The sequence below is a fragment of the Pseudomonas sp. gcc21 genome (assembly GCF_012844345.1).
Lineage (GTDB): Bacteria > Pseudomonadota > Gammaproteobacteria > Pseudomonadales > Pseudomonadaceae > Halopseudomonas.
The window spans coordinates 486,961-506,748 of record NZ_CP051625.1 but is presented as its reverse complement, the minus strand read 5'-3'; the positions used below and the strand labels follow the sequence as shown (position 1 = coordinate 506,748).

General features: G+C 58.2%; 19 protein-coding genes. 9 read left to right on the top strand and 10 right to left on the bottom strand.

Features of this window, described 5'->3' with window-relative positions; all coding sequences use genetic code 11:
* The first annotated feature begins 55 nt into the window (after positions 1–55).
* The 3 genes from HG264_RS02505 to HG264_RS02495 are packed head-to-tail and all read left to right on the top strand — an operon-like array spanning position 56 to position 2,955.
* The gene (locus HG264_RS02505; RefSeq protein ID WP_169406178.1) at positions 56–967 is read left to right on the top strand and encodes an aldo/keto reductase; all 912 of its coding nucleotides are present in this window, start codon (positions 56–58) and stop codon (positions 965–967) included.
* Positions 964–1,653 carry a DUF6064 family protein gene (locus HG264_RS02500; protein ID WP_169406177.1) on the top strand — a complete coding sequence of 230 codons (690 nt, stop codon included), beginning with the start codon at positions 964–966 and terminating at the stop codon, positions 1,651–1,653. Before HG264_RS02505 ends, HG264_RS02500 begins: the two co-directional genes overlap by 4 nt.
* Before the next feature lie 45 nt (positions 1,654–1,698).
* Positions 1,699–2,955, top strand: a complete 1,257-nt coding sequence (locus tag HG264_RS02495) for an MFS transporter (protein ID WP_169406176.1) — start codon at positions 1,699–1,701, stop codon at positions 2,953–2,955.
* A gap of 151 nt (positions 2,956–3,106) precedes the next feature.
* Here HG264_RS02495 and HG264_RS02490 read toward each other — a convergent pair whose 3' ends face one another.
* Complete coding sequence (locus HG264_RS02490; RefSeq protein ID WP_169406175.1) at positions 3,107–4,093, bottom strand: LLM class flavin-dependent oxidoreductase; 987 nt, start codon at positions 4,091–4,093, stop codon at positions 3,107–3,109.
* Positions 4,094–4,606: 513 nt separating this feature from the next.
* Between HG264_RS02490 and HG264_RS02485 the strand changes: the two genes are divergently transcribed.
* Positions 4,607–4,984: a hypothetical protein gene (locus tag HG264_RS02485; RefSeq protein ID WP_169405888.1), complete on the top strand. Its 378-nt coding sequence runs from the start codon at positions 4,607–4,609 to the stop codon at positions 4,982–4,984.
* Between the two features lie 192 nt (positions 4,985–5,176).
* Here the strand turns inward: HG264_RS02485 and HG264_RS02480 are convergent, their stop codons facing one another.
* Positions 5,177–5,947 (bottom strand): HNH endonuclease, encoded by a 771-nt coding sequence (locus HG264_RS02480; protein ID WP_169406174.1) that lies wholly within the window; start codon positions 5,945–5,947, stop codon positions 5,177–5,179.
* Between the two features lie 129 nt (positions 5,948–6,076).
* On the opposite strand from HG264_RS02480, the gene HG264_RS02475 reads away from it, so the two are divergent.
* Positions 6,077–7,132 carry a hypothetical protein gene (locus tag HG264_RS02475; RefSeq protein ID WP_169406173.1) on the top strand — a complete coding sequence of 352 codons (1,056 nt, stop codon included), beginning with the start codon at positions 6,077–6,079 and terminating at the stop codon, positions 7,130–7,132.
* A gap of 307 nt (positions 7,133–7,439) precedes the next feature.
* A complete protein-coding gene (nadE, locus tag HG264_RS02470) occupies positions 7,440–8,267 on the top strand; it encodes an ammonia-dependent NAD(+) synthetase (RefSeq protein ID WP_169406172.1) in 828 nt (275 codons plus the stop codon).
* Positions 8,268–8,286: 19 nt separating this feature from the next.
* Here nadE and HG264_RS02465 read toward each other — a convergent pair whose 3' ends face one another.
* A complete protein-coding gene (locus tag HG264_RS02465; protein ID WP_169406171.1) occupies positions 8,287–8,592 on the bottom strand; it encodes a ribbon-helix-helix domain-containing protein in 306 nt (101 codons plus the stop codon).
* 15 nt (positions 8,593–8,607) lie between these two features.
* A complete protein-coding gene (locus tag HG264_RS02460) occupies positions 8,608–9,189 on the bottom strand; it encodes a DJ-1/PfpI family protein (RefSeq protein ID WP_169406170.1) in 582 nt (193 codons plus the stop codon).
* Between the two features lie 290 nt (positions 9,190–9,479).
* Here HG264_RS02460 and HG264_RS02455 point away from each other — a divergent pair, with 290 nt between their 5' ends.
* The 3 genes from HG264_RS02455 to HG264_RS02445 all read left to right on the top strand — a co-directional run bounded on the left by HG264_RS02455 (position 9,480) and on the right by HG264_RS02445 (position 11,044).
* Positions 9,480–10,061: a PAAR domain-containing protein gene (locus tag HG264_RS02455; protein ID WP_169406169.1), complete on the top strand. Its 582-nt coding sequence runs from the start codon at positions 9,480–9,482 to the stop codon at positions 10,059–10,061.
* A gap of 102 nt (positions 10,062–10,163) precedes the next feature.
* Positions 10,164–10,634, top strand: a complete 471-nt coding sequence (locus tag HG264_RS02450) for a T6SS effector amidase Tae4 family protein (RefSeq protein WP_256663754.1) — start codon at positions 10,164–10,166, stop codon at positions 10,632–10,634.
* The gene (locus HG264_RS02445) at positions 10,634–11,044 is read left to right on the top strand and encodes a hypothetical protein (RefSeq protein ID WP_169406168.1); all 411 of its coding nucleotides are present in this window, start codon (positions 10,634–10,636) and stop codon (positions 11,042–11,044) included. The genes HG264_RS02450 and HG264_RS02445 overlap by 1 nt, the downstream gene beginning before the upstream one ends.
* Positions 11,045–11,063: 19 nt before the next feature.
* Here HG264_RS02445 and HG264_RS02440 read toward each other — a convergent pair whose 3' ends face one another.
* The 6 genes from HG264_RS02440 to tenA all read right to left on the bottom strand — a co-directional run bounded on the left by HG264_RS02440 (position 11,064) and on the right by tenA (position 19,589).
* Entirely contained in the window at positions 11,064–12,548 is a 1,485-nt protein-coding gene (locus tag HG264_RS02440; RefSeq protein ID WP_256663753.1) for a helicase HerA-like domain-containing protein, read from the bottom strand.
* Positions 12,549–12,615: 67 nt separating this feature from the next.
* Positions 12,616–14,823, bottom strand: a complete 2,208-nt coding sequence (locus tag HG264_RS02435; protein WP_169406167.1) for an OsmC domain/YcaO domain-containing protein — start codon at positions 14,821–14,823, stop codon at positions 12,616–12,618.
* A 348-nt stretch (positions 14,824–15,171) separates the two neighbouring features.
* Entirely contained in the window at positions 15,172–16,500 is a 1,329-nt protein-coding gene (locus tag HG264_RS02430; protein WP_169406166.1) for a ferric reductase-like transmembrane domain-containing protein, read from the bottom strand.
* A gap of 208 nt (positions 16,501–16,708) precedes the next feature.
* The gene (locus tag HG264_RS02425) at positions 16,709–17,875 is read right to left on the bottom strand and encodes an aldo/keto reductase (RefSeq protein WP_169406165.1); all 1,167 of its coding nucleotides are present in this window, start codon (positions 17,873–17,875) and stop codon (positions 16,709–16,711) included.
* A gap of 141 nt (positions 17,876–18,016) precedes the next feature.
* Positions 18,017–18,772: an alpha/beta fold hydrolase gene (locus HG264_RS02420; RefSeq protein WP_169406164.1), complete on the bottom strand. Its 756-nt coding sequence runs from the start codon at positions 18,770–18,772 to the stop codon at positions 18,017–18,019.
* A gap of 148 nt (positions 18,773–18,920) precedes the next feature.
* Complete coding sequence (gene tenA / locus HG264_RS02415) at positions 18,921–19,589, bottom strand: thiaminase II (RefSeq protein ID WP_169406163.1); 669 nt, start codon at positions 19,587–19,589, stop codon at positions 18,921–18,923.
* Between the last annotated feature and the right edge of the window lie 199 nt (positions 19,590–19,788).

Genomic DNA, 19,788 nt, shown 5'->3' with positions numbered 1-19,788 from the left:
TCCAGGCAGGCGTCGCCAACAGGGCGCCGATTGATGGAAACGGGAAGCGGTCGCTATGAACCACCGCATCTCACGCAGACAAAGCCTCAAGCTCATCGGCGTGGCGTTGGCTTCTATGCTGCTTCCTTCTGTATCGCTGCGGGCCAACACAAGCGGACAGCCTAAGGCGCTCCCCCGCATCGGCCTGGGCACCTGGCGCACCTTCAATGTGGGCAGCGACCCGGAAATGCTTGATGCCCGCACCGAGGTGGTGAAAGCGTTTTTCCAACACGGCGGCGGCTTGATCGACTCCTCACCCATGTACGGCTCTGCGCCGGATGTCATGGGTTATGCGTTACAGCAGCTCGGCACGCCTGAAAGTCTGTTTTCCGCAGAGAAAGTCTGGAGCCCGGCTGGCGGTTCAGCCCGCGAGCAGGTGGCCGAGTTAAAAGACCGCTGGAATGTCGAGCACTTCGATCTTGTGCAGGTACACAACCTGACCGACTGGCGCGAACATCTGGCCGCGCTCAAGGAACTGAAAACCGAGGGCAGCATCGGCCATATCGGCATCACGACCTCCCACGGCCGTCGCCATCGGGAGATCGAACAGATCATCACATCAGAAGATATCGACTTCGTTCAGCTCACCTACAACATCGCTAACCGCGACGCAGAAGACCGGCTATTGCCGCTGGCGCAGGAACGCGGCGTCAGAGTGATCGCCAACCGGCCATACGATGGCGGCAGCCTGATCAGAAACCTCAAAGGCCGCAACACGCCACTGCCAGAGTGGGCGATAACCGAATGCGGCTGCGCCACCTGGGCGGATTTTCTGCTGAAGTTTATTGTCAGCCACCCGGCGATTAGCTGCGCCATCCCTGCGACCACCAAGGTCGAGCATCTGCATGAAAACATGCGCGCTGGCCAGGGCCCCATGCCTTCAACCGAGGCACGGCAGCGAATGGCCGCCTACATCAAGTCGCTATGAACGAGTGGGCGACCTACCAACTGCAGGACTTCATCCCCTTCACCGCAGACGTGTACTTCCGCCTGCTGGAGCGCATGGGCGAGACGTTCTGGCCTTTGCACCTGCTGACAGTCGCGCTGGGCGCAGCCTCGGTTGTACTCGCGCTGAAAGGCCGACTTCGGCTTGCCTGCCTGCTGCACGCTCCGCTCTGGGCATTCATTGGCGTTGCGTTCTTTATTCAGCGCTATGCAGAACTCAACTGGGCCGGCGGTTATATTGGCTACGCCCTCATCGCTCAGGGCTTGTTGCTGGTCTTGATAGCGCTGACCGGGTCTGGACTGGATAGAGCATCCCACCCCACCAGCCCGCCGGCCGTTATCGGTATCGCAATCGTCCTGTTCGGCCTGACCGTGCTGCCGCTGCTGGGACCGCTAACCGGCAAATCGTGGTATCAGGCAGAGGTATTCGGCATTCATCCCGACCCCACCGCTATGACCACCCTGGGTCTGATACTGATCATGTTGCGCGGCCTGGCCCTCTGGATCGCCATCATCCTTCCCGCGCTCTTGTTGCTGATTTCGGCGATCACATTGCAGGTACTGGGCGCGTCCGGATCCATCGCCCTGTTCGCTGTGTTGGTCACGGCTTTGCTCGGCCTGGGGTTAACGAGAACCACGTCACACTCGGCCACCACGAAGGAAAGCTGATAATCTGACCGGCTGCGAAGTGTCAGACAAGAAAAGAGAGCACCGATGTCCCAGAATGCCGACCGCCCGAACATGGTCCTCACCGTGCTGTGCGGCACCCTCACCTCCCTCGTTGTAATCGGGTTCGCCCGCCTGGCCTACGGCATCATCCTGCCGGCAATGCGCGCTGACCTTGGCCTGTCCTACCAGCAAGCCGGTATTCTCAGTACCGTAACCGCCCTGTGCTATGTGTCCTTTGTGCTGGCCGGCGGCCTGGCCGCTGCCCGCTGGGGAGCAAAATCTTCGGTCATGTTCGGCATGCTGACAGTTGCCACGGGGTTCTTGGGCCTGGCAATCGCCACCAACTACTGGCTGGTGATGCTCCTGATGGGCTTGCTCGGCTTCGGCACCGCGTTTGCTTTCGCGCCCATGGTGGCGCTGTTGGCAACCTGGTATCCGGATCAACGGGGGCTGGTGATTGGTTGCATGACCAGTGGTGTCGGTATCAGCATTCTGATCTCCGGCGTCCTGGTACCCTTTCTGTTCAGCACATTTGGCGAGCAGGGCTGGCGGGTCAGCTGGGGCCTGTTTGCTTGCGCGGCTCTGTCTGTAGCCGTCATGATCGGACTGTTCGTACGCAATCCGCCAAAGGCCCCGGCCAGCGCTGCCGGCCAGCTGCCGTCGGATGAAAAGTGGCGCATCTACCGCAACCCACGCGTGTTGATCGTCGCCACCACCTACGGCATTATCGGTCTGGGCTATATCGTCCAAACCGTATTCATGGTCAGTTTCATGGTCGAAAGCGGCCATAACGAAGCCATAGCGGGACGCTTCATGGCCATGATGGGCCTGATGTCCATAGCCGCCGGGCCACTGTGGGGCTGGTTGTCGGACAAATGGGGCCGGGGCAACGCACTGGCGCTGTGCATCTTTCTGGTGATCGTGGGCATGGGCTTACCCCTCACCGGTCAGACCCTGCCCTACTTCTTCTTTCACTTCATGGTGATGGGCGCTTCGGTGAACGGCTTGTTCGCCATGATCCAGACCAGCGCAACCGATCAGGTCGCGCCCCGCTACATCCCTATCGCGTTCAGCTTCGCCACGCTGTTTTTTGCCTTCGGCCAGTTTCTCGGCCCCGCCATCGCCGGCTGGCTGATCGAAACCACCGGCGGCTTTACCGCCGCGTTCAGCTTCACCTTTGTGGTTTTGTCGGTGGGTTTTGGGATGACATTGCTGATACGTCGCTTTCCCAAGGAATGGGCCGTCGGCGAGCCGCAGGCGGTGCCGGTTCAGTCTCCTGAAACGTCGGGAACTGTTAAATGAGCAAGGAGCCCCTATCCAGCGGGGCGGTAACTGAGCGGCATACTCGAGGCTCGCAACTCAAATGCGCTCCTGGGGGTGTAGCGCGCCTGCACTACGCCAATACTCGCCTTCACTCGGACATTCCGCACACCGCTGGCTTATCCTTCGGCCATCAACCCTCCTGCAGAGCCTCTGCAATGAGCTGCACCGACATCAGCCGCTTCTCCGGATCGAAGATATCACAGACGATCATCAGTTCGTCCGCTCCGGTTTCCGCAATCAGCTGTTGAAGGCCGCGGCGGACGGTTTCTCGGCTGCCAACCACACTGCAACTGAGCATCTGCCCCGCCTGGTACTTTTCCTGGGGCGTCCAGTAGGTCTCGATATCCTCGATCGGTGGCTGCATCAGGCCGCGTGTCCCGCGAAACAGATCGGCGAACGACATCTGCTGTGAGGTAGCGAGAAAACGCGCCTCCTCATCCGTCTCGGCTGCGATCACGTTAACCCCGACCAGCGCGTAGGGCTTGTCCGCCTGCGCCGATGGCTTGAAGGTCGACCGATAAACATCCAATGCCTGGTGAAGCGCCTGGGGCGCGAAATGCGATGCGAAGCCGTACGGCAGCCCCAGTGCCGCCGCCAACTGCGCACCGAACAGGCTGGAGCCCAGAATCCAGAGCGGCACATTGGTGTCCACGCCAGGTATGGCCTCGATGCCCCGTCCGGCCTGTCTGGGCCCCAGAAATTGCTGTAGCTCTTGAACATCCTGGGGAAAATTCTCGGCATTGGCCGGATTGCGGCGCAAGGCGCGCAACGTCATCTGATCAGTCCCCGGCGCACGGCCCAGACCGAGATCGATGCGTCCGGGAAACAGGGTTTCCAGGGTGCCGAACTGCTCGGCGATCACATAAGGCGCATGATTGGGCAGCATGATGCCGCCAGCGCCCACGCGGATACTGCTGGTGCCGGCGGCAATGTGAGCAATCACGACCGAAGTCGCCGCCGTCGTCACACCCGGCATATTGTGATGCTCAGCCACCCACATGCGGCGGTAGCCCAGACGCTCAGCATGCTGAGCCAGCGCGCGAGCCTCGTTGAGTGCAGTACGTGCGTCTGCCCCTTGGCGCACACGGCCAAGTTCAAGAATAGAAAGCGGGATCATGAAGGGTTTCCTTTGATAAAAGTCAGCTGCTGCGCAGCCGACAGTAAAACTCGGCTTGAACCGATCGGATGGATACAGTCTGGTTGAGATCTGTTGTGGCTACAATTGGAAGCTTGCAGAAACTCTATTGCAAGAGGTGAAGTGCCGGAGTTTTAGCGCGGTGGCGCTCGACGCTTTTTAGCGCGAAAACCGGCGTCGATGGCGATGCTGGCGCAATCATGTGAAGGGTCAGGAACGTAGAAACGACCAACTAGGTGCCGGGTGTGAAATTGGCCAAGCGCTGGCTAGCTCCACCGGCCGCTATCGGCCAGAAGCAGCCGGTCTGTCCTAAAAATAAATCTGTCCGCTTTCGGAGCCCCTATTTATCAATAACTAGCTTGCACTTGATTCCTGGAACCGCCTGGCCTATAGGGAGGTTCCTGAGGCCACTATTAGCCTGACTTTTAAATGAATGCCTTAAAGGTTGCTGGATCATGGCCGATAACTGCATATACACACTTAAGGACTCTCTCCATGGACGTTGGCATTTATAAAATCTCTGAAGTCACCAATGAATTCATCATCGAAAAGATCAAAGCGCATGAGAGCTTTGTCTTGGAATGCCAGGAATATAATCGTTACACGAATACGTTGACGTGGCTTGAGCAGGCGATTGAAAACCAGGACATGTCAGTTAGAATATATTTGCGGGCTCGAAGGCTATCGATGGGAAGTGTTGCCGGCGTTACTGGGGCTAGCGTTGTTGGCGCTCCGGTGGCACTTGGAGCGCTTGCAATAGGCATGCTCGCCGGAGTTGGCATCGCCGCTCACAACCTCGCGACACTGAACCCTGATTACGAAATTGGAAAGCAACCTTTCAGCTCGACGCTCCACGTGGACTACAAGAAGTAATCGCTTTAAGTGCCAGAGACCCTGCAAAGCAGGGCGAAATCTATTGCTCGCCCATAACTCTCCTCAATTTGGCAGGTCTATAGTCTGGCCAAGTTCAGACTCATTCGTGCGCGAGCGGTCGCTTTTCAGGCCGCTTCTGGTCGGTTTCGATCCGTCACGAATGACCGCTTTGGGTCGATAGCGGCCTGAACCCTACCCAAGAAACAAATTCTCCCGATGCCATCTAACAAACCCGTGATCCGGCATAAACCGCTCAGGCAACACGATGTCAGCCCCCTCCAGCCCCACCAAAGCAGACCGCGCAAACGAATCAGCGGTTGCCTTTGCCTTCAGCTCGTCACTCACCATCACAGTGAACTCATCAGTCAACGCAATAAGCCCCTGGTCAAACGCCCGGTCATGGAGAGCTGAAAGACAGAGGCCGTTTGCTGGGTTTAGTCGATTTGCGGTGTCGACGCTCCACGGGACGATATGGCTTGCCAGAAGCAGTCGCGGCTCGCTTAAGCCAGACATGCAGCACTTCCCGCCGTAGCTTGCCAGTACGGCTTTGCGGAAGAAGCTCTGTCGAACTCGTATTTGAACCTGAGCCTCCCGCGTTTCGCCAAAGTAATTGGCGGCGGCTTCAGCGACCTTTGGGTAATCAACTGGCGAAACGTCTTCAGGCGATGCGAGTAGCGCACTGCATTCATCTACCAAGCCCTGCCAATCGTCATTGAATTGTTCCCAAATGACTCGGTCGAACTTTGAAGCGCCGGATAAGCCCTTCCGCCCCGTTCCGGTAATCGCAGGATCGAGGCTGGCGAAGTTGACAAGTTTCATTGCTACCGATGAGGGCGTCCTGCCAAGGCGTTGCCCCAGGCGGATGATGTCTGGGTTCCCTCGATGGAGGCGACCGAACGGAAGCTGGCAATACAAGTAAAAAGCTAATTTGAGCTCTTCGGCGGTCCAGCGTACTTGCGACAAAACGGACTTCCTTCTCGTTCCGTAATGAAAACGCTCACGACTTCAACAATAGCGTAAGGCATCGCCAGGATAGCTCAGGGAGTACGCTAAGGATATGATCGTCTCTCAGCAAACCAGCAAGGAAGCCACATGCAAAAATGGAGCGATCGCCCGCCCAGCGAGGACGCGATTGAAGTCGTACTTCGAGTCTCTCCCGCTCTTCTCAACAAGTATGGCGCCTTGCTTGCGAAAGCGCTCCCTCCCCTCGTTGGATTTGGCATCTTTCTGTTGTATTTCTACCGAAATCGCTTTTTTCCCAGTTTCGATCTGTTCCAGTTCTCGTCGCTATTATTGGCAGCGGCTTGCATTGGATTCGCTATCGTCGGCGTAGTCATCATCACAATGGTCGCGCCGGGGGCCGCCATTTTTCACTGGTGTCTTAACACCAAGAAGGTCAAGGAAGAGCTTATGTACGCGTTGCCCTATTCGGAAAATGCGCGCATAAGAACCGTGTGGCAACTCGTAGGGTTAGCGTATTTCGGACCTTTCTGCGTAGCAGCCCTCGGCATGATGACAGTGCTAGCGCTCGCCCCGAGTCTCTTCCTCACCACCGTTTTGCTATGGCCCGCATTTGTCGCGCTAGGCTTCGGCATTGCGCTGCAGATACGTTTCGAGCTGCCTCGCTGGAGTTTCTGGAATTACAGCTGGGCCGCTTACTTAGCACTGCTCATTTTTGTTGTCTTGTTATCGCTCGTGTTCCAAAGCAGCCTGCCCATCGTCCAGCAACTGAACACCTTCTGGCATTACCCGATCCTTTGGGCGGTGCCGCTGATCATCGCCTGTCTGGTATCGATCTGTTCGATGGCTCATTTTGCAGGCTGGAGCGCTGCTTTCCATTTTGGCCTGTTTTTTGGAATCCTCTTGGCGGGCTATAGCGGCTTGCTTACAACGCTGCCTGAAAAGACCGTCAAGAGTTTGGGCCTTGGAGCATACGAAGCGGAGATGATTATCCTCGATCCGGCGTTCTGCGACCGTGACCTCAGCGAGCTTGGAGTCTCCGAGGACTGCACGCTAAGGGACGTGCACGTGGTTTGGTCCTTCGGCGAATCAATCGTCCTGCGCCCTTCGCTCGATCAACCGCGCCATGTTCAGATTCCTGCTCAGTTTGTCCGCTCGCTCGTTCGCTCAACTGCCCGAGATAATTAGCGCAATCCAGTAATCCGCCTGATTATGAGCAGGCTGAGCGCTCCGACCGCAGCCACCAGGGAAACGCCTTTCAGGCGCTATGTAGGTTCACCCTTCGGTTAAGCAAATACACCAATGCAACCCCAGCCAGACGACCGAGCCTGGACCTACGAAGAGAACTCCCAGCAGGCCGAAAACCACCACCAACACACCTCGGCGTGACGCTTGCATGGCACACACACCGTCTTGGTGTCGGCACTAACCTCGTTTATCGTGTCGAACTATCAGGCCGTTGGGCATTTCCGTACCGAATACCAAGGAGACAAGCATGAACACTGCAGCAAGTCGGGGCTCTGAAATCCGCAGCGCACTGCAAGTGAACCCCAACCTGAAGGAAGCCACTGAGCTGAAGCAGGAGATCGAGCGGCGGATCGAATTCATCAAGGACACCGTGCGCCGCTCCGGTACGCGGGCGCTGGTGCTGGGAATCAGCGGGGGTGTGGATTCAACGACTGGCGGCAGGCTGTGCCAGTTGGCTGTTGAATCCCTTCGTCAGGAAGGCTATGAGGCTACTTTCTATGCCATGCGCCTGCCCTATGGGGTGCAGATGGATGAACACGATGCGCAGGCGGCACTGGATTTCATCCAGCCTGATCAGATTCGCACGGTCGACATAAAGGGCTCTGTGGACGCACTGATGGAAGACTTCGCTGACGAGCCGGTGGATGCAGCCAAGCGTGACTTCGCCAAGGGCAACGTGAAGGCCCGCACCCGCATGGTGGCGCAGTATGCGCTGGCCAATTTCGTAAATGGATTGGTGGTCGGGACTGACCATGCTGCTGAAGCAGTAATGGGCTTTTTCACCAAGTTCGGTGACGGCGCTTGTGACCTGGCGCCGCTGACAGGGCTGGTCAAAGGTCAGGTTCGGCGTATCGCTGCGGAACTGGGTGCGCCTTCTCATCTGGTCGGCAAGATTCCCACCGCCGACCTTGAAGAGCTGGAACCCGGCCGTCCGGATGAGGATGCATACGGGCTGAGCTATGAGCAGATCGATGCCTTTCTGCTGGGCCATCCGGTGGATGACGTGACCGCGAGAAAGATCATCGAGCGCTACGATATGACCGCGCACAAGCGCCAGTTGCCTCTGGCGCCGTAATCGCCCCTGCCCGGTCGCGTTAGCCTGCGGCGGTTCGCACAACCGTCAAGGGCACCGGGCGCGCTTCGCGCTGTGCCAGATAACGGGTGCAGCTGACCCGCAGGAACGAGGCGAAGTTAACCACTTCGCCTCGCAGTTCCATGATCTCTTCATAGAGTTTTGTGATCAGCTGGTTGGTGGTCATGCCATCAACTTCGGCGATTTCCTGCAGGATCTGCCAGAACTGATTCTCCAGCCGCAGCGTGGTCACCACGCCACGTATGCGCAGTGAGCGCGAACGTGACTCATACAGAATCGGATCAGCTTTGACGTAAAGCTCACACATGCGGCTATCACCTGATTAGAGAGTTATCTGAGCGCCCAGCAGTTTAACGAAAGCGGCCAGCCACGCTGGGTGCGACGGCCAGGCGGGTGCTGTGACCAGGTTACCCTGCACGTGCACCTGATCGACGGGAATATCCATATAGGTGCCGCCGGCCATTTTTACATCCGGTCCGCAGGCTGGATACGCACTGCATTCCCGGCCTTCCAGTACGCCAGCCGCTGCCAATAACTGCGGACCGTGACATACCGCGGCGATCGGCTTCTGGGCCGTGTTGAACTGCTGCACGATCTCGATGACCCGCTGGTTCAACCGCAGATATTCCGGCGCCCTGCCGCCCGGTACTACCAGGCCGACGTAGTCCTCAACCTTCACCTTGTCGAAATCATAGTTCAGCGCGAAGTTATGCCCCGGCTTCTCGGTGTAGGTCTGATCACCTTCGAAGTCATGAATCGCAGTACGCACCGTGTCCCCGGCTTTCTTGTCCGGACACACCGTGTGCACCTCATAACCCAACATGGTCAGCGCCTGAAACGGCACCATGGTTTCATAGTCTTCGGTGAAGTCACCAGCCAGCAGCAGTAGTTTCTTGGCACTCATGTTCGGCCCTCCTGTTTATGATGGGGCCAGCATGCACGGGAACGCATGGCTGCGGGTAACAGGTGGCTACTACAAAGGCGTCAGCTAGGCTGATGACCGTCCCGGTAGCTCTCCGCGGTAGAACGCTCAATCAAATTGTGACCTAGCTACAATGCGGCCTGTCAGAAATTGACCTAACCTCATCACCCATTAAGGTCATCTACCATGGAAGACGGCCGAACGCTGCAAAGCTGGCTGCCAAGCCTGATTACAGACAGGTTGGATATTGTTCACATGGAGTGTCACACGTCATGCTCAGCATTGGGATCGGTTCCAAAACTTCAACCGGCGGTGAGGTAATTGAGGGTAACCAAGGCCTTGTGTTTGACGGTCTGGTAGCCAGCTCAGTGGGTCACAAGGCTACTTGCCCCGCGTGCAACCAAGGTATTGGCGAAATTGTGGCGGTGGGCGGCAGGACCGTGAACCTGCCCGCTGGACCGGCTGCTCGGGCGGGCGATTATGTAGCCTGCGGGTGCCCCCCCGGTTCTAATACGTTACTGCCACACGGCACCATTCGCGTCAGCAATGTTCACTCAGACTCGCCGGCTTCGGCATTGGGTCTTAGTGGCGGAGTCAAACCGGCCAACAAGTCAGTCGATCGTCTTTACTTCACCTTTGGCAAAGACCGGACGCCGCTTGGTGACAACTCTCGTTTCTACACCGATGTAAATCTCCACGCCGACACGTCCGGCTTTGCCCCAGGTGACGTTGTCGAAATAGCTGTTGCCGGGGTAGTAGACGCTGCATTCAGTGGGCGCGTGGGCAATGACGGCAAGGTGTTTATACCTGCGGCATTCACCTCTCGTTCGTTGTCACTGCAGGGAGATATCTGAATGCCAAACACCCTGACAGTATCCGCCGGAAATGTCTCATCCAGCATCATTATCAAAAGGCCTCGTTTCGATGACCTTTGAAACGCCTATGCCGAAGTTGGAATGATGGATTATCAGGGCGTTTATGACCTGGTCGGTGGCAACGTCGCCGCACTGCGTCGCGGCAACCCCGACGACTATACCAATGCCTGCGCGCTGCGCATGAGCAGAGCCTTCAATTACGGAAGTTATCAAGTCCCCTCCGGCACTATCACTCCCCGCACCAATATCTACCGCGTCCGCGGCGGCGACGGCTTGCCTTACATAATGAGGGTCACGGGTGTGATTGACTTCATACGGCACAACTGGGGACAGCCGGACAAAACTCTCACTCCTGCTCAGTCCGCTACACTCAACGGCCTCAAGGGTCTGATTGTTATCGAGGTACAGGGCTGGGGCGATGCAACCGGGCATGTCACACTTTGGGACGGAAGCGCTACAGGTGATGGCTCCGATTACCAGAACCCTGCCAGCAGTTCCTACCGCAACCCCAGCGTTTCGCCCGTGCGGATACTTTATTGGGAGCTGAAATAATGAAAGCCCTGCTATTGGCGGCACTGCTGGTGTCAGGCTGCGCCACGGGTCTGAACGACACAACTCTCGAAGAAGCCAGGCAATCGCTGAAAAACTATGGGCTCAGCCGTTGCCTGTTGGAGAACTTGCCAAGAGATGACTCCGCGCTGCGTGAAGATCTCGCCAGCGCCAGCCGTGCTTATCATTTCATGGGCAAAGGCAGGCACCAGATTCTGCAGGATGAAGAAAGCCTGAATACCCTCCACGATCCTTACCAGGCGACGCGCAATTTCGTCGTAGCTCGCTATCCGGCTGCGGGCTCGGCAATGAAAGCGGGCAACGGCAATAGCGCCTTCCATGCTTGTCTGACGATCTACAATTCAGCGGAGTTTGATGAGTTCGTTCGTACCCAGGATGCTTATCTTCCGTAGTCGCTGAACACCGACAGCCCTACTTCCCCTTCAACGACCCCAACAGCCCGCGCATGATCTGCCTGCCAAGCTGCGTGCCGAAGGAGCGCATGGCGCTGCGTCCGGCCTGTTTGAAAAAGTCTCCCATGACGGATTTCTCTGCCGCAGGCTTGCGGGGTTTTTTGGCTTCGGTTTGGCTGCGGGTGACGACGGTTTCTTCAGACAGGGCGCGTTCAGCCTGCTGCTGCAGAATTTCATAGGCTGATTCGCGGTCGAGCACCTCATCAAACACCCCGGCCAGCACCGATTGCTGGATCAGCGTGTTGCGCTCCTGATCGGTAATCGGCCCCATCTGGCTGGCAGGCGGGCGGATCAGCACGCGCTGGACCGGAGTGGGCACGCCCTTATGGTCAAGCACCGACACCAGCGCTTCGCCAACGCCCAGTTCGGTAATGACGGTTTCGGTATCCAGTCCAGGGTTGCTGCGAAAGGTCTGCGCTGCGGTGCGCACGGCCCGTTGATCCCTGGGGGTGAATGCGCGCAGCGCGTGCTGTACCCGGTTACCCAGCTGTCCCAGAACTGCCTCGGGTACATCCAGCGGGCTCTGGGTAATGAAATACACACCGACGCCCTTGGAGCGGATCAGCCGCACCACCTGTTCGATGCGGTCAATCAGCGTTTTGGGCGTGTCCTTGAACAGCAAGTGGGCTTCATCAAAGAAGAGCACAAAGCGTGGTTTGTCTGCGTCCCCCACTTCGGGCAGTTGCTCGAAGAGTTCGGATAGCAACCAGAGCAGGATGCTGGAATAGGCCAATGGGCTGTCGCGGTACAGGCGCGCGGCATGCAGGATGTTCACCACGCCTTTGCCGTGCACGTCGGTCTGCATGAAATCATCGAGGGTAACGGCTGGCTCGCCGAACAGCTGATCACCGCCCAGGCTGTCCAGACTCAGCAGCGCCCGCTGGATAGCACCGATACTGGCCGGGGAAACGTTGCCGTATTTGGGGCCGATCTCGCTCCTGTTCTCGTTTACATAACCCAGCATGGCGCGGAAGTCCTTGAGATCGAGCAGCAGCCAGCCGTTCTCGTCCGCGACCTTGAACAGCACCTGCAGCACGCCGGTCTGTGTCTCGTTGAGATTAAGCAAACGCGCCAGCATGATCGGACCAAAGTCAGCCATGGTCAGGCGCAGCGGGTGGCCGTGCTCGCCGTATACATCCCAGAACACCGTCGGCGCGCCGCTCATCTGCAGATCATCCAGGCCAACCAGGGTGGCTCGCTTCTGCAGACCGTCGCTCATGACGCCATGCTTGGCGATGCCGGAAAAATCGCCCTTTATGTCCGGCACCAGCACCGGCACGCCTATGTCCGAGAACGCCTGCGCCATAACCTGCAGCGTTATGGTCTTGCCGGTCCCGGTGGCGCCGGCGACCAGACCGTGACGGTTGGCCATGCGGGGTTCAATGGCAACGCGCTGTTCAGAGTTGGCGCCAAGCAACAAGGGCGGCGGGCTGGTATCGGTCACGGCTAAGCTCCAAAAAAAATAATCGACTGAGTGTAGTCAGCTTGTACCGCGCGGGTGAAGCGAATCATTACGCCGCGCTCAATGCCGCAGCCCTGCCCCGCGCCGCATGCAGTTTTTTCAGGCTTTCGATCATGCGGTGATGCCTGTCCAGCCCCTCCAGTTTCATGCTGGTGGGCGTCAGGCCATAGAAGCGAACGCTGCCGTCCAGCGAGCCGATCACTGCATCCATGCGCTCATTGCCGAACATGCGGCGGAAGTTGTGCTCGTAGTCTTCCAGCGCCAGCTCGTCGTCCAGCTCTACCTCCAGCGCCGCATTCAGCGCCTGGTAGAACAGCCCGCGCTCGGCGGTGTTGTCGTTGAATTGCAGGAAGGTTTCGACCAGTTCTTTCGCTTCGTCGAACTGCTGCAAAACGAGATAGATCAGCAGCTTCAGCTCGAGAATCGTCAGCTGACCCCAGACAGTATTGTCGTCAAACTCGATGCCGATCAGCGTGGTGATGTCGGTGTAGTCATCCAGTTCGCTCTCTTCCAGACGCTCGACCAGCGCTTGCAGGCTGTCTTCGTCCAGGCTGTGCAGGTTGAGAATATCCTCGCGGAAGAACAGCGCCTTGTTGGTGTTGTCCCAGATCAGATCGTCGACTGGATACACCTCCGAATAGCCCGGCACCAGGATGCGGCAGGCAGTAGCGCCGAGGTGTTCGTATACCGCCATGTACACTTCCTTGCCCATGTTCTGGAGGATGCCGAACAGGGTGGCGGCCTCCTCGGCATTGGCATGCTCGCCTTCAGATGTGAAGTCCCATTCAACAAATTCGTAATCCGCCCTGGCGCTGAAGAAGCGCCATGACACGACCCCGCTGGAATCAATGAAGTGCTCGACATAATTGTTCGGCTCGGTCACCGCATGGCTTTCAAAGGTCGGTGGTGGCAGATCATTCAGGCCCTCAAAGCTGCGGCCCTGCAGCAGTTCGGTAAGGCTGCGCTCCAGCGCCACTTCAAAGCTCGGGTGCGCGCCGAAGGAGGCGAACACGCCGCCGGTGCGCGGGTTCATCAGAGTGACGTTTATCACCGGGAATTCGCCGCCCAGGGACGCATCCTTCACCAATACCGGAAAGCCCTGCTCTTCCAGCCCCTGAATACCAGCCAGAATCGCTGGATACTTTGCCAGCACCGCCTGCGGTACATCCGGCAGCGCGAGTTCGCCTTCAAGAATCTCGCGCTTCACCGCGCGCTCGAAGATTTCCGACAGACACTGCACCTGCGCTTCGGCCAGCGTATTACCCGCGCTCATGCCGTTACTGAGGAACAGGTTCTCGATCAGGTTGGAGGGAAAATACACCACCTCGCCATCGGACTGGCGTACATAGGGCAGCGAGCAGATACCTCGCTCAACGTTGCCGGAGTTAGTGTCATACAGATGCGAGCCACGCAGCTCGCCTTCCGGGTTGTAGATTGCAAGACAATACTCATCGAGAATCTCGGCCGGCAATGCGTCTTTGCGGCCAGGCTTGAACCAGCGCTCGTCGGGATAGTGCACGAAGGGCGCATTGGCGAGCTCTTCGCCCCAGAATTGGTCGTTGTAGAAGAAGTTGCAGTTCAACCGTTCGATGAATTCACCCAGCGCCGAGGCCAGCGCGGCCTCCTTGGTCGCGCCCTTGCCGTTGGTGAAGCACATCGGCGATTGCGCGTCGCGCACGTGCAGCGACCAGACGTTGGGGACGATATTGCGCCAGGAGGCGATTTCGATCTTCATGCCCAGATCGGCCAGAATGCCCGACATATTGGCGATGGTCTGCTCCAGCGGCAGGTCCTTGCCGAGGATACGGGTGCCCTCCGCCGAATCATTAAGAGGCATCAGCAATGCCTGGGCGTCGGCGGCCAGATTCTCGACCTGTTCGATAACGAACTCGGGGCCGGTCTGTACCACCTTCTTGACAGTGCAGCGGTCGATGGAACGCAGGATGCCCAGGCGGTCCTTGTCGGACATATCCGCAGGCAGCTCGATCTGGATCTTGAAGATCTGGTTGTAGCGGTTTTCAGGATCAACAATGTTGTTCTGCGACAGACGAATGTTGTCGGTGGGAATGTTGCGCGTGTTGCAGTACAGCTTCACAAAATACGCCGCGCACAATGCCGATGACGCCAGGAAATAATCAAAGGGACCCGGCGCAGAGCCATCGCCCTTGTAGCGGATGGGTTGATCGGCCACCACCGTAAAGTCATCGAACTTGGCTTCAAGTCGAAGGTTGTCGAGAAAGTTGACCTTGATTTCCATGGGGGCACCAGAATAACGAGCGGGACGAATTGGGCCGCCATTATCCGGCTTTTGAGTGGGAAGTCATGCGCAGGTCATCAGGTGCTGCATCAGGTTGCGTGGTACCGCAGACGTGTGAGATACCCCTAGGCTGGCACCGGGACGGTCTTCAGCGTGGTGCTTCCAAGGAATCCGAGCGACGCTGCGAGCGCGTTCGATGCCCGCATACAGTCGCAACGCCCGCGGCCGCTATAGGGTTGTTGGGGCTGCCGGGTTTAGTCTCGTTTGCTTCGCAGCAAGCGCTATTACGGACGCGTGGCGCGCGTTTTCGAGCGGCGCGATGAGGTCGAAACGGACAAAGCGCAAGACTCAACGCATATCAAACAATTCCTGATGGAAATCATCAACATCAAAGCCCCGCGCGACCAGCCCCTCGCGCAAGGCATGCCCGAAGCCCGCAGGGCCACAGAACCATACTGAGGCTTCCCGCCATTGCGGTACCAGTTCGCATAGCCGGTCGGGCGTCAGACGCTCATCCTTGCCGCTTATGATCACATGCAGACGTACCCCTGCTTCTTCGGCCAGCTGTTCGAGGCGCTTGATGAATTCCTGGTCCGGTTCGGCGGTGGAGTAAAACAAATCGATTTCCCGACCATCTTTCTGCACGGTCAATGCCTGCAAACGCGCGATAAAGGGCGTTATCCCGATGCCACCGCCAACCCATATCTGGCGATCCTGTCGGCTGGCAAAATCAAAGCAACCGTAGGGCCCCTCGACCGTAACCACCTCCCCCGCTTTGAGAAGTTTGGGCAGTTCGCTTGTGTAATCGCCAAGCGCCTTGATATGAAAACGCAGCGTGCCGAGGTGGCTCCAGCTGGAGGATATGGTGAAGGGGTGCGCGCCTTCTTGGTTGTCGAAGGTGACGAAGGCAAACTGACCTGCCTTGTGACTTTCCCAGCGATCACGTAGCTGCACCATCACTGCCAGCACGCGGTTGTCGCGGTGATATTCGAGTGAGTCGATATACCCAATCGCCTTTTTATTACGTCCGATCCCACCCATCAGCGAGACCACCGCAGCGATACCGCCAGCAACCATGAGCGCGGCCATGACCAAACCGATAGCCGAATTCCAGTAGCCGGGTTTCATGAGAATGACCGAGTGGTAAACCAGTACCAGATAGACCAGCGCAAGCAACCGGTGCGTGTTGAAGAATAACCGGTAGGGAAACAGCTTGATGAGCGCGATCAGGATAAGCACAACGGCGGCGTAGAATGCCCACTCACCTACCAGCTCGGCAAAACCGCGCTGGCTCTGCATCATCTCTACCAACGCAGAGTGAGCGGGTCCGCCGGAGCCTCGCTGCGGCTTGGTCAACAATCCCCAGCCAACCAGCCATTTCGGCACCACCGCCCACGCCCAATGCACGATGGACACCACCAGGGCGGTCACCCCGAGCCATTTATGCAGGCGATAACTCTTGTCCATGCCGCCGAGAAAGGGTTCAACATGGAACGGCCGTAGCGCCAGAACCATACCAACACTCATCGCACCCATGGCGAGCACGCCGGTGAGGTTCACCAGTGACGCACGCACCGGGAAGAAGGTGCGCGGGCCGGACAGAATGTTATCTGCCACTAACCACAACGCGACCAGACCAATGAAAAGAATGGAGTAGATCAGACGGATGTTCTTCAACGGAGCCTCCTGCCGGCACGTGATCGTTCTGGCAGGGGTGTCAGGGCATCACGCGATGCGGGGTGGAGAAGCCATTGTAGTCAGGGTCCGATGACGATGACTTGATCCAGGACAATTGCTGGTTAATCGCTGCAACACGATAATCTCGTTCCTGATAGCTCAGCTAAATCCGCACCGTGCAAATGACCTGGGCAACTGGCGCGTCACCCTACTCCGGCACAGGCGCATTCTCCGCCATTAACCCTTGCTGCTTGGCGGCTGCCCAGAATTCGGCCGGTATGGTGGCTGACATCGAAGCCACGTTTTCCCTAACCTGCTCAGCTGAGCTGGCACCGTGCAGGACAGACGAAACAACCTCGGGCGCATTGCAGAACTGCAGGGCGGCCGTACGCAGATCCACGTTGTGCTGCTCCGCCAGCTCGCGATAGCGCTCACGCTTTTCGCGCATGTCCGCCGGCACGTCCTTGCTGTAGTTGAAGTATTCATTGCCGGCGAGATAGCCGGAATTGAGCGGCGCGCCGAGTACGAAGGTTTGCCCCTGCTCACTGGCAAGCGGAAACAGATCGTTCAGGGCGTCTTCGTGTTTGAGTAGCGAGTACTGCGTTGCCAGCAGGATGACATCGGGGTCGGATCGCTCTATAGCCGCGCGTGCCGGCGCCAGCTCATTCACGCCCATGCCCCATCCTTTGATCAGTCCTTCCTCGCGCATTTTGATCAGTTCCGGCATGGCGCCTTCCACCGCCTGGTCCATGTATTCCGTCCAGCGTTCGCCCATGTCCACGTTGTCTGGCGACAGGTCATGTATGAATACGATGTCCAGGCTCGGCACGCCCATACGCTGCAAGCTGTCCTCAATCGAACGCCGCGTGGCGCTCGCGCTGTAGTCGTACTCGTAATTGAAATGGTTCACGCCCTGCCAGTTGTCATGGGAGTAGCCCGCTTCGGGTTTGAGGATGCGGCCTGTTTTGCTCGATAGAAGGTACCCGTCCGGCTCCAAAGAAGACAACAGCATTGCGTGGCGCCGCTCACTGAGACCCAGGCCATACCAGGGAGACGTATCGTAGTAGCGAATGCCCTGTTCCCAGGCAGTTCTCAGCAGATCAAAGGCATGTTGTTCGGACCATTCCTTACGCATGTTTCCCAGGCCGACAGCGCCGCCCAATCCGACCCGGTATTCCGGTCTGTAGCGCCGGGCGCTGCCGGTGTTGCGAGGCAGCGGATGGGTTTCGGAATTGGCTGCGGAGCCGGTTGTCCGGGCGGCGGACGACCCACCGGCCGTGTTCGTTGCGGCTGATTGTGCACTGACGAGCAAAGGCGACAGGGCAAGGCAGGCGGTGCCGAGTGTGACGGACGAGAGAAAAGCACGGCGCTGCATGGAAACCTCCATGAAACTGGGACTGGGTAACGGAGCTGGTCAGCTTGTGACGCCGTATCGGCAAGCGGGTTCCAGTCCGGGCATCGCCTCCCCGTTTCGCATGTCAGCACCGCACGCAGAGCCCAGCCCCTTTTCAGCCGCTCAGCGCAGGAAATCCACAATCGCGTTCTGAAAACTCGGTTTCACCAGCACCGTGGTGTGGTCCCCCGGAACCAGTTTGAGCTGCGCGCCGCGGATGGCTTTCTGGAGTTTGCCCGGCTGAAGGGCGAAGGGGTCGTTGTCACCCGCCAGTATCAACGTCGGTGCGGTGATACGTTCCAACGGAATGCGCTTGGAATGAAAGGCAAGCGCCTGCGCCGCCATGGCTTTTCGATCCGCCCAGACCATTTCTGCCAGCAGACGAAAGCCCGCCAGTGTCGGATTACGGATCCTCCAGCGGCTGCCCAGCATGGCGTCGGCAAGGGCCTTGTTTGCGCCTTTGCGGTAGCGGTTTTCCAGATGCAGCGTGGCCCCACCAATCCCCGACGCGATAACGCGGCGAATACGTTTTTCCTGCGTGGCGGTAATGAGTGCCACTGTGCCGCCCATGGAATAGCCGACCAGATCGACTTCCTCCAGGCCCAGCTGATCCAGCAGGCAACTCACATCCATGGCCATGCGCGACTCGCCATAGGCGGCGGGGTTATGCGGTTTGCCGGAACGCCCGTGCCCTCGGGCATCCAGCGCAATAACACTGCGCCCCGCCAGATTGAGCCGCCGGACCATGCCGGGCACGACCCAGTTCACACGCATGTTTGCTACATAGCCGTGGTGCAACACCACCGGCGGCAACGCGGACTTCCGTGCCCAGGTCTGGTAGTAAATCTCAACGCCATCGAACGACTTGAATCGACTCATACACCCCCCTGAAGCTTGCGCCTGTTATGGCGCAAGTATTGGGCGGTGGTCCTAGAGTAAAAAACCTAATTTTGTATTTTTCGATAGAGATACGGTTTGTGCTGCGTCCCGTTCTCGCCGCCAGGCATCGCCGCCTGGGCCACAATCGCTACTCGCGCAGTTCCAGCCCCATGGCCCAGAAATCGATTTCAAGCCGGGTTGCATCGCTGAATATCCGCGCCAATCGCTCGAAACGCCTGGGTGTTACATCCGCCAGTTCACGGTTCAGCCAGTCGATTTCGGCACGCATGGCGTCCTGAAATTCCTGGCTTTCGTACATGGCAATCCAGGCGTCATAGGGATTCTGCGCACCGCGCAGGGTTTCCGACCGGCTGTTGAGCCAGTTGGCGATTTCCCCATAACCGACGAGACAGGGTGCCAGCGCGACGTGCAGGTCGAGCAGATCGCCACGGTTACCGGTATCCAGCACATAACGGGTATAGGCCAGCGTTGCCCGCGCTTCCGGCAGCGCCTGCAACTCCACTTCGCTGATGCCCCATTCCTTGCAGTACTGGACATGCAGCCCAAGCTCCAGATCCACAATCGCCTCAAGCCCGGCCTTGGCCTGGCGCAGATCATCAAGGGTGGTGCTCTTGTACGCGGCCAGCGCAAAAGCCCGGGCGAACTGAATCAGAAACAGATAATCCTGCTTGAGGTAGTGACGAAACGACTCCGGCGCCAGCTGGCCCTCCCCCAACTGCCTGACGAAGGCATGCTGAATGTAGGCATCCCACTCCTGCCGGCAGTGTTCCTTGAGGTGATCGAAGGTATAACCCATGTTGTATGTTCCTGTTTTTGAGCACTTTTTAGCGGGGATACACCATAGCAGTTTCCGGTAAAGATTTGCCGGGGCGGCTATGGTGACAGGCTCCGCTCAGCAGCCACGCGTCATGCGGGACCGCGCCCAATTCTGCACAATGACCGAAAAGCCGCACGGCGGCAGCTCGCTGGCTTGATAGACCATCATCAGCGTTCCG

Bases quoted from the DNA above. Each gene is read 5' to 3' on its own strand.
- HG264_RS02435 (WP_169406167.1), bottom strand. From the start codon at position 14,823: ATGGAAATCAAGGTCAACTTTCTCGACAACCTTCGACTTGAAGCCAAG.
- HG264_RS02500 (WP_169406177.1), top strand. From the start codon at position 964: ATGAACGAGTGGGCGACCTACCAACTGCAGGACTTCATCCCCTTCACC.
- HG264_RS02505 (WP_169406178.1), top strand. From the start codon at position 56: ATGAACCACCGCATCTCACGCAGACAAAGCCTCAAGCTCATCGGCGTG.
- HG264_RS02445 (WP_169406168.1), top strand. From the start codon at position 10,634: ATGAAAGCCCTGCTATTGGCGGCACTGCTGGTGTCAGGCTGCGCCACG.
- HG264_RS02460 (WP_169406170.1), bottom strand. From the start codon at position 9,189: ATGAGTGCCAAGAAACTACTGCTGCTGGCTGGTGACTTCACCGAAGAC.
- HG264_RS02450 (WP_256663754.1), top strand. From the start codon at position 10,164: ATGATGGATTATCAGGGCGTTTATGACCTGGTCGGTGGCAACGTCGCC.
- nadE (WP_169406172.1), top strand. From the start codon at position 7,440: ATGAACACTGCAGCAAGTCGGGGCTCTGAAATCCGCAGCGCACTGCAA.
- tenA (WP_169406163.1), bottom strand. From the start codon at position 19,589: ATGGGTTATACCTTCGATCACCTCAAGGAACACTGCCGGCAGGAGTGG.
- HG264_RS02490 (WP_169406175.1), bottom strand. From the start codon at position 4,093: ATGATCCCGCTTTCTATTCTTGAACTTGGCCGTGTGCGCCAAGGGGCA.
- HG264_RS02420 (WP_169406164.1), bottom strand. From the start codon at position 18,772: ATGAGTCGATTCAAGTCGTTCGATGGCGTTGAGATTTACTACCAGACC.
- HG264_RS02495 (WP_169406176.1), top strand. From the start codon at position 1,699: ATGTCCCAGAATGCCGACCGCCCGAACATGGTCCTCACCGTGCTGTGC.
- HG264_RS02425 (WP_169406165.1), bottom strand. From the start codon at position 17,875: ATGCAGCGCCGTGCTTTTCTCTCGTCCGTCACACTCGGCACCGCCTGC.
- HG264_RS02455 (WP_169406169.1), top strand. From the start codon at position 9,480: ATGCTCAGCATTGGGATCGGTTCCAAAACTTCAACCGGCGGTGAGGTA.
- HG264_RS02465 (WP_169406171.1), bottom strand. From the start codon at position 8,592: ATGTGTGAGCTTTACGTCAAAGCTGATCCGATTCTGTATGAGTCACGT.
- HG264_RS02475 (WP_169406173.1), top strand. From the start codon at position 6,077: ATGCAAAAATGGAGCGATCGCCCGCCCAGCGAGGACGCGATTGAAGTC.
- HG264_RS02485 (WP_169405888.1), top strand. From the start codon at position 4,607: ATGGACGTTGGCATTTATAAAATCTCTGAAGTCACCAATGAATTCATC.